We start from the raw sequence: 13,829 nt of genomic DNA on the forward strand, positions 1-13,829 counted from the left end.
ATTTAGAGTGTAAGCACGCGCGCAGTTCAGCACCTTACAGGGGGGTGTCATGAGGCGGATGCAGGGACGCAGATTCGCGTCGGTCTGGGGATTTCTCGCACTGGTTCTGGTCGCGGGCGCTGCGTGGGCATTGGCCTCGTGGGGTTTGCCTGAAAGCGCACAAGTCTGGCTGTCCTCGGACACGGGCGTGGCTCAGTTGGGCGTTTCGTCCGATGGCACGATGGCTCTCTCCACGTTGTTGGCGGGCGGCGGCTGGTTGACGACCGATGCTGCTTCAGGCGGGTTGTGGCTGCTCAACGGCCAGGATCATCTGGTCGCCCTGGGTCCCGATGGGGCGCTGGGAAAACCGCTCGATCTGGCGCCTGCGCTGGGGTCGGCGCAGCCGCTGGGTTTTGCGGTGGATGGCGCGGCGGACGCGGCCTGGGTGGTCACCCCGGACCAGTTGATCGCCGTCGCGCTGGGGTCGGCGCAGATCCAGCGGACCCCACTGCCTGCGGGCGTCGTCGCATGGACCCAGGATGCCGCACAGCACACGCTGTGGCTGGCGAGTGACCATCGCTTGACCGAGTACGACGTGCGCGGCCGGACCATGACGTCGTTGGTGTTGCCCGAAGTGCCGACCGCGATGGCCTATGACGCGAGCTCCGCCCAGATCTGGATAGCGTTCGCGAACCAGGTTGCGCGCTATACCGCGAGCGGGCGGCAAACCCTGCTGACACCGCGGCCCACCTTGGCGGCCGGCCCGATGGCCGCCGATGGCGCGGGCGGGCTGTGGATCGCCGGTCGAACCCACGTGGTCCATCTGGATGCCGAGGGCTACGTGCGCGTCCGCACGGCGGTGATGCCGGAGACTGCTGCATCGGCCGCCTCCACGTCGACGGCGAGCATCCAGGCCTTGGCAGTCGATCCGATCTCGCATGGCGCCTGGGTCAAGACCCCGACCGCGCTGGTCGCGTTGGATGCGGCCGGACGCATCGTGCAATCCGTACCGATCAACGGCCCGATGTCGGCGGGCACCTTCCGCAGCTTGGTACTGCGGGCTGTGCCGCCGACCGGTCCGCCGGCAAACCCAAGCCCCGTCCAGCCGACTCCGCCAGGCGGCATCCATACACCCGCCCTCGCCAACACCCCGGCCCATTCCAGCACCAACCTCACCTCGAACACCGCACAAGATGCCCGCTCTGCAGCGCTTCAGCCCTGCACGCGCGGATCGAGTGCATTGACCTGTGCGCCGAGCACGGCCGGCGCATCCTCCCATCCGCCGGCCCGCATCCTTTGGGTTGCCGCAGGCCATGACCTCTACCAGTTGCTGCCGCCCGCCACGAGTGCGCAAGCGCTGGATCGGCTGCCACGGCCGCAAACCGTGGCGGTCGATCCGACCGATGGCGCACTCTGGGCCTACCGCCACGGCCAGCTGTGGTCGGTGAGTCCGGCCGGCGTGGTCACGGTCGATGTGAAGCTCGCCGAACAGCATGACGACGATCACCGGGCATCTGTGGCCATCGATGGTACCCACGCCATCGTGTGGCTTGCGGTGGGGCGAACGCTGACGCGCTTGGACACCACCGGCAAAATCCTCGGCACGATCTCACTCAAGCACGGTGCGAATGGCATGAGCCTGGATACGGCCACCGGTCAACTCTGGGTCGCCGAACACCATGTGCTCGAAGCCTTCAATCCAAGCGGATCCCTTCTCTTCACTACGACGGTGCATGGCACGGTTCGCGCGCTGAATGCCGATGCCGACCTTGATGCGGTCTGGGTGGCCACGCAGCGCGATTTGCTGCGGTTGAGTGCGACCAGCCAAGTCCAACTGACCGTCAAGATGCACGGCAATGCGGATCGGCACATAGCCGCCGATGGCCAGGGCGGTCTCTGGATCGCCGGCGGATCGATGCTCCGTCATGTCAGCCCAACGGGTGTCATCGGCTTCGCACTGCAGCCGCTTGTCCGCGGCGCGGCTGAGGGCGGCACTATCCGCGCGCTGGCAGCTGATCCTTTGACTCATGCGGTCTGGGTCGAAGGCCGTCATCATCTGGTCGAGGAATCGTTGACCCAGCAGTCATTGGCAGCGATCGACAGTCGCACCTGGTCCCGCATCGACGAATCCGAAAGCCACTCTGATCATGACGACACCCAGCGCCATGCGCTGGGTCCGATGGCGCTGTACGTCGACACGGTTCCGCCCGTGCTGACGCTGGTGGCGCCTCCGGTGGGCACCTATACCAACAAGCCGCAGGTGTCGTTGAGCTTCTCATACAGCGACGTCGGTTCCGGCGTCGATCCCGGCACCCTGGCGATCCGGAACACCGCGACCGGCCTGCCCCTCGCCGTGTCCTGTCAGACCACGGCCAGTACGGCCATTTGCACGCCCGCAAACCCGCTGGCCGACGGCAGCTACGCGCTGAGCGCCACCGTTCAGGACTATGCCGGCAATACCTCGAAGCCGGTGGCGCTGCAGTTCACGATCGACACGGTGCCGCCCACGATCACGATCACCGCGCCGACGCGCACCCTCACCAACCAGCCGGATCTGACGCTGGCCGGCACGCTCAGCAAGATCGCCACCCTGACGGTCAACGGGCAAGCCGTCACCGTCAACAGCGCATTGCAGTTCAGCCTGCCGATCACGTTGACGGAAGGCACCAATACCTACACGCTGGTGGCCACGGATCGCGCCGGCAACGTCACCACCACGACGCTCACCCTCACGCTGGATACGGTGCCGCCGCCGCAGCCGGATCTCGGACTGTTCAACGTCACGGGTCCGACCAACGGCCAGGTCACGGTCACCGGCCAAGCCGGCAGCGTCCAAGGGGGCGATACCGTCACCCTGACCGATACGGTCACGGGCGCGACGGTCACGGTCACCGCGAATGCGGATGGCAGCTTCACGGCGACGCTGGCTGCGGGCTCCTCCGATCCGATCTCGGTGTCGGTGGAAGACCCTGCCGGTAACGTGACCCAGGCGCCCACGACGATCGAGGCCAGCAACCTGCCGCCCAGCCCGTCGAGCGAGGCACCCACGCTTCCGCCCACGGAGCAGGCGCCCTTCGTCGATCAGGTGAGCTTCCTGTACAGCGGCAGCAACCCGATCCAGACCGGCGTCGCGCCCGGGACGATCCAGCCGCTGCGTGTCGCTGTCATCCGCGGTCAGGTGCTGGACCGTGCCAACCAGCCGCTTTCCGGCGTGACGGTCACCGTGCTGGGCCATCCCGAGTACGGTCAGACGTTGACCCGCACCAGCGGCTGGTTCGATCTGGCGGTCAACGGCGGCGGCACCGTGGTGCTGAACTTCACCAAGGCCGGGTACCTGATGGCGCAACGCACGGTCAATGTGCGGTGGGGCAACTTCGCCATTGCGCAGCCGCTGGTCATGATCACGCCGGATCCGGTCGCGACATCGGTGACCTTCGGCAGCGCCACGACGTCGATGCAGGTGGCGCAAAGCAGCGTCCAGGTCGGCCAGAGCGGCACGCGCCAGACGACGGTGTTCATTCCGGCGGGGACCACGGCGACCGAGGAGTTGCCGAATGGCACCAGCCAGCCGCTGACGACGGCGCATCTGCGCGCCACCGAGTTCACGGTCGGCACCAACGGCCCGCAGGCGATGCCGGCGGCGTTGCCCGCGACCTCGGCCTACACCTATGCAGTCGATTTGAGCCTGGATGAGGCTCAAACAGCCGGGGCGACGACGGTGCAGTTCAGTCAGCCGGTGCCGGTGTACGTCAACAACTACCTCGGCATCCCCATCGGTACCAACGTGCCGGCCGGTTGGTACGACCCCACAGTCGGAGCATGGAAGGGTTCGACCGATGGCGTGGTGCTGAAGTTTCTCGGGGTCGATGCCAACGGCGATGCCGAGGTCGACCTGACCGGCAGCGGCACACCGGCCACGGCCAGCCAGTTGAGTGCCTACGGCATTACCACCGCGGAACTGGCGCAGATCGCCAAGACCTTCACGCCGGGGCAGAGCTTCTGGCGGGTATTGGCGCCGCACTTCACGGACTGGGATTACAACTACGGCTACAACCCACAAGCGGGCTATCTACTGCCGCCACCGCCGCAACCGACCCCCCCACCGAAGGCGAAGTTGCGCGATACCCCACACGATCATGTCTGCACGGGCTGCCAGATCGATGCCGAAAACCAGCGTGTCGGCGAAACCATACCGATTGTGGGTACACCCTATGCCCTGCACTACGAAAGTGCCACGCCAGAGAGTATCCAGACAGCCACGATCAACTTCCCCGTCACGACGGCGAACCCGCCAGGACCGGGGGTTACAAATCTGCTCTCGACGATCCAGGTAACCGTCGATGTTGCTGGGCGCAGCATCGTAAAGAACTTCGATCCATCAGTACCCAACCAGTCCTTCACCTATACGTGGGATGGGCTGAATGCCTACGGGCAGCATGTCGATGCTCCGACCACGGCGACCATCTTTCTGGCTTATGTCTGGAAAGAGTCCTACGGTGCGTTCGTCGGCGGCACGCCGGGTGCCAATCAGAGTTTTGCCTTACCGGCCGGCGCCATAATGACCGGCTATGCCCATGTGGATGACACGGTTGCGTCCACTCGGCGCTGGACTCAAGTGCTCTTTGCGGGAACGCAATCTCCCTTGGGCTTGGATCGCTGGTCGGTCACACATGTCAACGCGTATGACAGTTACCGTGGTGTGCTTTACAAGGGTGATGGTTCGGTACTCAGTGGCCAGAGCTTCGGCAATAGCGAGTTGGGGGTGAACTTTGCAGGCGAAGGTGTGGCTCACAGCGGTAGCGCAACGGGTGACGGTGGCCCAGCGACACAGGCAACATTTTGGGATCCTGCTGCAGTCGCAGCAGCTCCCGATGGGACTGTTTACATCTGGGACTCGCAAGATTATTGCATTCGCAAAGTGGATCCGACCGGCATCATCACGACATTTGCCGGTATTTGTGGGACCTATTCAAATGGCGAATCGTTCACCCAAACCCCTGTGCCAGCGAATACGATAGCGATCAATACTCAACAGAATTACAACATGGCTATCGGACCTGGTGGCAGTCTCTACATTGGTGATCAAAACGGCATTGTAAGAATCACGCCTGCCGGCGTTGGAGCGCTCATCGCAGGGGGTGGAGCTTTGGCACAATTGGCGAACTTGCCCAAAGCCGGAGCAAGTGCTCTCGGGGCATTTATCGAAGGCTCCTTCGTAGTATCTAGGAGTCATTCGATCTACTTCATCGGGTATTACACAGGCCATGTATGGAAGATTGATCAAGATGGAATTTTGAGTATCGTTGCAAATAACGGTTTCAGCTACAATTATGGCATTCGCGGACTTACCTTGTCAGAAGACGGAAGGCCCATTTTTGCCATTGCAACTCCCGAGGGTGGTCAGGTCTGGGAGGTCAATCCGCAGGGTCAGCTTGAGCTGCTTGCTGGGTTCAATGGCGGTCAATACACACCCTATTCCCCGCTCCCTTCACTTGCTTCCGATACCTCACCAGATGTTTATACCTATTTGCCTGAGCCTTGGGGTTTGGCAACAGGGCCACATGGAAGTATCTATTATTCTTATGATTATGGCCCTGTACTGCGCTTAGACCCACAAGGATGGATTCGCTGTGTTGTCGGGTGTGGGCCTATCCAGTACCCGAGTTCGATCCCTTTTCCAGCGGGTGGCATAGCAGCAGAATCGATTTCTCTTGATGACCCATTCTCTCAGCAAGACTTTGCTGTCGGACCCGATGACTCGATCTATGTCGCTGAATTTTACCATGACCGTATTTTGAAGGTCAGCCCTGCGTTTCCCGGACTGACCTTGGGAGAGTCCTACGTGGGCTCTTCGCATGGACACAAACTATACGTGTTCAATACCGTAGGTCAGCATGTCGAGAGGGTCTGCGCTGTTTCGTGTGGTGGACAAGACGCTTGACGCAGGGTAACGGACTGGCGTTCGATGCGCAGCTTTGCGAGCGAGCGTGCGATGACGGATGCGATGACGGAGTTGTTCACGGCGGCGTTGGGACTGGCGACGCCGTGGCGCGTCAAGGCCGTGCGCTTCGCGCCGGAGACCCACGAGATTCATTTTGATGTGGTCTGCGAGGCCGCGCGCCTGACCTGTCCGCGCTGTGCTGCGCCGGAGCAGCCGATCCACGACCGGCTGCATCGCGATTGGCAGCATCTGCATTTCTTCCAGTACCGCGCCCTGATCCACGCCGAGCTGCCGCGCGTGCGCTGCGGCGTGTGCGGAGAACGGGGCGACCGCGAGGTGCAGCAGGTGCCGGTGCCGTGGGCGCGCGAGCGCAGTGGCTTCACCCTGTTGTTCGAGGCGATGGTGGTGACGTTGGCGGGGATGTCGCGGATGCCGGTGCGGCGCATTGCGGCGTTGCTCGGGGTCCGCGATGCGCGGTTGTGGCGCTCGCTGGGGGCGCTGGTCGATGCCGCCTATGCCCAGGCGGACATGGCCGGTGTCGAGGCCGTGGGCATCGACGAGAAGCACGTCGGTCGCGGCCGGGTGGTGACCGTGGTGCACGATGGCAGCGCGGCGACCCGCGGTCGGGTGCTGCATCTGAGTGAAGGCTGCAAGGCCGAGAATGTCGGCGTCTTCGTGGAGACCCTGAAGGCGCACGGCGGCACCCCGGACGCGATCCAGCGCTGCAGCATGGACATGGCCAAGAGCTACCTCGCCGGCGTCCGCAAGCACCTGCCGCAGGCCTTGCCGTGCTTCGACCCGTTCCACCTGATCAAACTCGCCAACGAAGCCGTGGACGCGGTGCGTCGGGCCGAGGTCGCGCAGGAGCCGGCGCTCAAGCGCACCCGCTACCACTGGCTCAAGGATGCCAGCGACTGGACCCGCAAGGAGATCAACCTGCACTGGCTGCGCCACTCCGGCCTCAAGACCGCGCGCGCCTGGCGCTTGAAAGAACGCTTGCGCGACATCCTTGCCTGGCGTCGCCATCCGCAGGTGCCGGTGCTGCTGCTGATGGACGGCTGGATCCGCTGGGCGCGGCGTTGCCGGTTGCCCGCCTTCAAGCGTCTGGGAAAGACCTTTCAGACCCATCTTGAAGGCATCCGCAACATGCTCGCCCACGCCACCACCTCCAACGCCGCCGCCGAATCGATCAATGCCGATATCCAGGGCGCCATTGCCCGCGCCCGCGGCTTCCGCACCTTCCGCAACCTGCGCACCATCGTCTACCTGCTCAAGGCCCGACTCGACTTGCCGGCTTCACCATTCCAGCCGGTCATAACCTGAACATTCCACACGAAACGGCATGGACCCTGTCGAGACCTTGGATGCATTGACTGGCCGGCCGATTTATACATTCCAGTACAGCAGCGATGGGTTGCTTACAAGCCTGGCTGATGCTGAGGGTCGCGTCACGACGATTCAGCGCGACGCACAAGGCAATCCGATCAGCATCACGGCGCCTGACGGGCAAATCACGCAGCTCTCGACTCAGACAGTAGGGGGTGCTTTGCACTTGTCCTCGGTTACCAATCCTGCCGGCGACACCTGGAAAATGGGCTACGACCCAACGTCAGGCGTGCTGACTTCGTTCACTGATCCGAACAACAATATCGAGCAATACAGCTACGACAGCAACGGCTTCCTGAGCAAGGTTGTTGATGCCAACGGGGGCGGTTGGACGCTGTTGCGCACCGGATCCACCGATCAGAGCGGTCCGTATACCGTCACGATGACTTCGGCGATGGGGCGGACCTACAGCTTTGCGGTTTCGCAGCAAAGCGATGGCAGCAATTTGGATGTTGCCACGGCACCAGACGGGACCGAGTCTTCGCTCGACATCACGCCGAGCGGCCAGCACACCACGACAGCCGCGGATGGCACCGTGACGACGGCGCAGCTCTCCGCAGACCCACGTTTCGGCCTGATGTCTCCGGTCCCCAGTAGCGTGACCATCAAGACACCGTCCGGTCTCACTTGGACTGGCGGCGAGACCCGCACCGTTAACCTGCAATCGCCTTCAAACTTGCTCAGCCTCACCAGCTTCACGGAGACGCACACGGTCAACGGCGAAACCTGGACCTCGGCTTACAACTCCGCAGATTTGACTTGGAATCTGTCCACACCGGCTGGGCGAACCTCGAGCGTCACCGTCAACAGCTTGGACCTTCCCGTTGAAGTCTCCGTGCCCGAAATTGCCCCGGTCACGATGACCTACGACAGCGCCGGGCGTATCCTGAGCGAGAGCCGCACGAACGGAACCAGTACACGGACAACCGCGTTCAGCTATTACCCCAGCGGGCCGTCGAAAGGTTGGCTCGAGTCCGCTACCGATCCGACTGGCCAGACAGTGAGCTACCAATACGACCCGGCTGGTCGCGTCACGCAGGAAACGCTGCCCGATGGTTCCGCCGTGGGTTTCACCTACGATGCCAATGGCAATCTGACCGCGCTGACGCCGCCGGGTGAATCCGCACATACCTTCAGCTACGACGCGGTCAATGACACGACCAGCGACACCTCGCCGACGGTGGCGGGCCAAACCCCGCTCGCCTTCCACTATGCCTACAACCTCGATCGGCAATTGACCGGCATCACGGAACCCGATGGCAGTAACGTGGCGCTGGCTTACGACAGCGGCGGACGCCTCAGCAGCGTGACATTGCCTGGCGGCAGCGTCTATCAGTACGCCTACACGACCAAGACCGGTCAGGTCGCATCGATCACGGCTCCGGGTGGCGAGTCGCTGGATGAAACCTGGGACGGATTCCTGAACACGCAAACACAGTGGGCGGGTCCAGTGGCAGGCACGGTGAGCCGAACGTTCGATGACAACTTCCGCGTCAGCACGCTGAGTGTCGATGGAACCGCGACGAACTATGGCTACGATGCCGATGGCCTGCTGACTCAAGCCGGCAGCTTGGCCGTGACCCGGGATGCACAGAATGGCCGTATCACCGGCACGACCGCCGGCGATGTCAGCACGGCGCGCACTTACGATGGCTTCGGTGCCGTTGCATCGCTCGACACCAACACCGGCACGACGCCGCTCTATCAGGCGAGCTACACCCGTGATGCCGATGGCCGCATCACCCAGGCGGTGGAAGACCAGAACGGCGTGACCACAACGTGGAGCTATACCTACGACAGCCGCGGCCGATTGTCCACAGTCAGCGAGAACGGCAGCGTGATCGACACCTATGGTTACGATGCCAATGGCAATCGCATCAGCGTGAATGGCCAAACGGTGGCCACCTACACCGCCGATGATCAACTGACGTCTTACAACGGGGTGCCGTACACCTACGCTGCGGACGGCAGCTTGGCCAGCGCTGGCTCGACGACCTACCAGTACGACGCCTTGGGGCACCTGCTGGAGGTGAAGACGCCTACTGAGACCATCACCTATACCTACGACGGCCTGGGCCGACGGGTGGGCAAGTCGGTCAACGGCACCTTGGTGCAGGGCTTCCTGTACGCCAACGGCATCAACCCGATCGCTCAGCTGGATGGCCTAGGCAACGTCGTCGCGACCTTTGTCTACGGCACACGGCCCAACGTGCCGGACCTGATGCTCAAGGGCGGCGTGACCTACCGGATCATCAGCAACGAGCTGGGCAGCCCGGTCGAGGTGGTCAACACCGGTACCGGCGCGATCGTGGAGCAGGTTACCTATGACCCGTGGGGCAACATCACCAGCGACAGCAACCCCGGCTTCCAGCCCTTCGGGTTTGCCGGCGGACTGGTTGACGCGGACACCGGACTGGTGCACTTCGGGGCGCGGGATTACGATCCGGTCACCGGGCGCTGGACCACGCGCGATCCGCTGAGCTTCGGTGGCGGCGACACGAACCTGTATGGGTATGTGCTGCAGGATCCGGTGAATCTAAGCGACCCCCTCGGGTTGATTAATGTTGTAGCGCAAGTGGGCGGAGCTGGCTACATGGGAGTTGGTGGCGAAGGAGCACTTGGTGTGTATGTTACCGCCACGACTACATTTCCCTATGTTGATGCCGGAGTGTATGCGACCCTTGGCGGCGGCGGCGGTCAGCTGCTCGGTGGGGCTGTGGAGGGAGGCTTAGTCAAAGGAAATGAAAGCAACATCAAAGGCGTCAACTGGAATGCTGAAGGCGCTCTTCCAGGGTTATCGGGTGATTTAATGTTTGCGAATGGCGAGCCTGCAGGCGTTGTGTTTGGTCCCGGAGCTGAGGCTGGGGGTGCAGTAGGTGTAACAAAAACATGGGCATTCGGTCTCAACGACCTTGGTAATTGGCTTGGAGGGGCGCTCTATGAGCACTTTCATCCCTATAATTCTAACTTTATGTTCATGGGATGTAACAATGCGAGACCTGTAAAATAAATTGGGCGACACAAAAATGATAAACTATAGGAGTGCTTCTATATATCGAAAAGGCTGGATGGCTCTAGCCGGCGCAATGTTGTTTTGTTTTATATTCGGTATTCTATTCATATACGTTTCTATATGGTTTGGCATTCCGTTTTTTGTGGTGGTCTTTGGTGCCCACTTTGTCCTTAAGAAAATTGTTTGTCCGAACTGCGGAACTTCAGTTCTATATCAGGGTTCTATAGGAGGAATGGCAATTGAGGGAGGCTTCATCAGGAAGAAGTGTCAAAGATGCGGCTGGGATTTAAGAAAAAATCCGTGATTGGAAACGATAGGACCGCCGCAAGGCGCTCACTCTACGGCTACGACGCCAACGGCAACCGGGTGAGCGTGAACGGCACGTCCATCGCCCGTTACAACGCCGACGATCAGCTGGTGCAGTACAACGGCACTTCGTACAGCTACGCCTCGGATGGCAGCCTGGCCAGCGTCGGTTCGACGACCTACCAGTACGATGCCTTGGGGCACCTGCTCGAGGTGAAGACGCCAACTGAGACCATCGCCTATACCTACGACGGCCTGGGCCGGCGGGTGGGCAAGGCGGTCAACGGCACCTTGGTGCAGGGTTTCCTGTACGCCGATGGCCTCCACCCGATCGCCGAGCTGGATGGCAGCGGCAATGTCGTGGCGACCTTCGTGTACGGCACCCGGCCGAATGTGCCGGATCTGATGATCAAGGGCGGGGTGACCTACCGGATCATCAGCGATCAACTGGGCAGCCCGGTCGAAGTGATCGACACGGCCACGGGTGCTGTCGTCGAGCAGATCAACTACGACGCGTGGGGCAATATCACCAGCGACAGCAACCCTGGGTTCCAGCCGTTCGGGTTTGCCGGTGGCCTGTACGATGCCGACACGGGACTGGTGCACTTCGGGGCGCGGGACTACGATCCAGTCACCGGGCGCTGGACCACGCGCGATCCGCTGGGCTTTGCGGGCGGCGACACCAACCTGTACGGTTATGTGTTGCAGGATCCGGTGAATGCAGTGGATCCGTTTGGGCTTTGGCAGTTTACTCTCGAAGGCGGATTGGGGGTGGGTGGCCTTATTACCTTTGGCGATAATGGGGGGCAGTGGAATTTAGGATTGTATCTTGGTGCTGCAGAAGGTGCGACCGCCAGTCTGAATCCAGAGGATTCCGGGTGTCACTCCAGTGGTGTCCATGTCAGAATAAAAGGCAACGCGAAACTTGGGTTCGGGCCAAATCTGGATCTTTCAGCAACTACGGGGATGCAAAATTCCTCGGTTGAGCTAGGAGGGAGGGTTCCGGGGACTCCACTAAACCTGGGTGTTGAGGAAAAAAATGGCCAAATTAATTCCTCTATCCAAACTAAGATTACTTTTGGTGAGTCCGGGTTTCTTGGGGCCGGCGGTACGGTTTATTTCTAGCTTTTAGGAGGAGTTGCGAATGAGATGGCTGGTATTGCGAATCTTTATAACGGCTATAGTGGCTTGGGAGCTGGTATCTCTATCTACAACAAAGTCCAATGTCAATTGGATTGCTTGTGCTTTGATCTCGGTTGCTACGGGTCTGGGTACCTTTATTTGGTTTTCTTATGCGAACAGTAATAACAAGGTCGATTGGTCTCGTCCATTTTCTCTTACGGAGCCATTTCTTCCAATGATGGCTCATCCGTTGCGTTACTGGATATTGGCGGCTTTTGTTCTTTCGGTGGGCGGTTTCCTTTCTCTTTTTCGGCCGATAATAGTCGGTAGCGCTCCAACGGCTTTAGGCGGGACTTTTTTGGGTATGGGCCTATCTATTTATTTGGGAATATCTCTTGTGAGGGTGCTGGTAAAGCCGTGACGTCGGTAGTTCTCTGCCCTGAATCGGCCACGCTGGCCCGCGATGCCGGCGGGCGGATCACGCAGGAATTTGAGGATGTCAACGGCGCCACGATCACCTGGGGCTACACCTACGACAGCCGCGGGCGGCTAACCACGGTCAGCGAGAACGGCAGCGTGATCGACACCTACGGCTACGACGGCAACGGCAATCGCATCAGCGTGAACGGCCAAACGGTGGCCTCCTACTATGCCGATGGCCTCCACCCGATCGCCGAGCTGGATGGCAGCGGCAATGTGGTGGCGACCTTCGTATACGGCACCCGGCCGAATGTGCCGGACCTGATGATCAAGGGTGGGGTGACCTACCGGATCATCAGCGATGAGCTGGGCAGTCCGGTCGAAGTGGTCAACACGGCCACGGGCGCTGTCGTCGAGCAGATCAGCTACGACGCGTGGGGCAAGATCACCAGCGACAGCAACCCTGGGTTTCAGCCGTTCGGGTTTGCCGGTGGCCTGTACGATGCCGACACGGGGCTGGTGCACTTCGGGGCGCGGGACTACGATCCGGTCACCGGGCGCTGGACCACGCGCGATCCGCTGGGCTTCGCGGGCGGGGATACCAACCAGTATGGGTATGTGTTGCAGGATCCAGTCAATTCATTTGATCCCTATGGGGCATTCGTATTGCCAATGCTTAATCAGGGTTTTGTTGACTTCACTGCAGGATTTGGGGACTCGCTAGTGAAAGCGCTCACATTTGGCTACGGTGATCTGGCAGAGACACGTCAGATTCTGGGCATTGACGGTGCGAATGAATGCAGTGCCTTTTACCACAGCGGCGCCGCCTCGGGTGCTGCATATGGCACGGGCCTGGAAGCTGCGGCATTAGCGTACGCGCCGGCCGCTGTTGCAGCATACTCAGCGTCCGGCGGCCGAGCGGCACTGCTCGCGGGCTCTTTGTATATTGGCAATGGCGGTGGTGACTTGGCCAGCTACATGGCAGCACAACAAGAGGCAAGCGCTATTGGTCTTACCGTACAGTATGATATAACCACCACGCCTCTATGGCTGAGTCCATAATGATGGTACCCCAAAAAATTAGCGCCTTACAACTTGCGTCAGAGAAATATGAAAGACGCGAATATGCTAGTGCAATCGAGCTTCTCGAGCCCCTCGCGAAATTAGGGGATGTTAAAGCTAAAAGTTATCTAACGGAGATTTATTGGCGAGTCGAAGGTTATAAAGATCTGAGACGAGCCGCACTGTTGCAAAAAGAATTGAATGATAACTATGAGTCAAATACAATGGCTTATGAGCTAGGAATCTTCAGGGAAGCACTGATGTTGCTAGAGGCATCGGACGATCCTAATAATGGTAGATTAAATAGTCTGTTTATGAGTTTGAAGAACTCACGCAACGATCGTAACTTAGTGCTTGCTGCAAGTATGGCCAAGAGTGATAGAATTATTGAGCAAAACCGCGACAACCCGCTTGCTCTTTATATGAAGGCGTTCGCACGCGCATCACGGCTCGATCAAAAAATTCGGATTCTCGGCTTACTGGTATTCGAAATCTTCAGCCCATCGAAGAACGCCGTTGTGGTTTACCCGCGTCCAAGAAAATGAACATCACGATAGCTCGCCGGGCCATTAAATTTTTTGTTATATTAGCGATGACGCT

General features: G+C 60.4%; 7 protein-coding genes. All 7 read left to right on the forward strand.

The window, feature by feature from the left end:
- Positions 1-49: 49 nt before the first annotated feature.
- The 7 genes from Mschef_RS15750 (at position 50) to Mschef_RS17395 (ending at position 13,774) form a co-directional block, all read left to right on the forward strand.
- Positions 50-5,920: an Ig-like domain-containing protein gene (locus Mschef_RS15750; protein WP_136256441.1), complete on the forward strand. Its 5,871-nt coding sequence runs from the start codon at positions 50-52 to the stop codon at positions 5,918-5,920.
- A 24-nt stretch (positions 5,921-5,944) separates the two neighbouring features.
- On the forward strand, positions 5,945-7,243 hold the full coding sequence (locus Mschef_RS15755; RefSeq protein ID WP_242426573.1) for an ISL3 family transposase: 1,299 nt from the start codon (positions 5,945-5,947) through the stop codon (positions 7,241-7,243).
- A 19-nt stretch (positions 7,244-7,262) separates the two neighbouring features.
- Entirely contained in the window at positions 7,263-10,316 is a 3,054-nt protein-coding gene (locus Mschef_RS15760; RefSeq protein WP_081130181.1) for an RHS repeat domain-containing protein, read from the forward strand.
- A 276-nt stretch (positions 10,317-10,592) separates the two neighbouring features.
- Positions 10,593-11,750, forward strand: coding sequence for an RHS repeat-associated core domain-containing protein (locus Mschef_RS15765; protein WP_081130182.1), 1,158 nt, complete (start codon positions 10,593-10,595; stop codon positions 11,748-11,750).
- A gap of 19 nt (positions 11,751-11,769) precedes the next feature.
- Entirely contained in the window at positions 11,770-12,168 is a 399-nt protein-coding gene (locus Mschef_RS17390) for a hypothetical protein (protein WP_136256442.1), read from the forward strand.
- Entirely contained in the window at positions 12,165-13,229 is a 1,065-nt protein-coding gene (locus Mschef_RS15770) for an RHS repeat-associated core domain-containing protein (protein WP_081130183.1), read from the forward strand. Before Mschef_RS17390 ends, Mschef_RS15770 begins: the two co-directional genes overlap by 4 nt.
- Positions 13,229-13,774 (forward strand): hypothetical protein, encoded by a 546-nt coding sequence (locus tag Mschef_RS17395; RefSeq protein WP_136256444.1) that lies wholly within the window; start codon positions 13,229-13,231, stop codon positions 13,772-13,774. Before Mschef_RS15770 ends, Mschef_RS17395 begins: the two co-directional genes overlap by 1 nt.
- The last annotated feature ends 55 nt before the right edge of the window (positions 13,775-13,829 follow it).

The organism is Metallibacterium scheffleri (genome assembly GCF_002077135.1).
GTDB lineage: Bacteria > Pseudomonadota > Gammaproteobacteria > Xanthomonadales > Rhodanobacteraceae > Metallibacterium > Metallibacterium scheffleri.

Coding starts and splice junctions, on each gene's coding strand:
- Mschef_RS15760 (WP_081130181.1), top strand. CDS start 7,263: ATGGACCCTGTCGAGACCTTGGATGCATTGACTGGCCGGCCGATTTAT.
- Mschef_RS15755 (WP_242426573.1), top strand. CDS start 5,945: ATGCGCAGCTTTGCGAGCGAGCGTGCGATGACGGATGCGATGACGGAG.
- Mschef_RS15750 (WP_136256441.1), top strand. CDS start 50: ATGAGGCGGATGCAGGGACGCAGATTCGCGTCGGTCTGGGGATTTCTC.
- Mschef_RS17390 (WP_136256442.1), top strand. CDS start 11,770: ATGAGATGGCTGGTATTGCGAATCTTTATAACGGCTATAGTGGCTTGG.
- Mschef_RS17395 (WP_136256444.1), top strand. CDS start 13,229: ATGATGGTACCCCAAAAAATTAGCGCCTTACAACTTGCGTCAGAGAAA.
- Mschef_RS15765 (WP_081130182.1), top strand. CDS start 10,593: ATGCGGCTGGGATTTAAGAAAAAATCCGTGATTGGAAACGATAGGACC.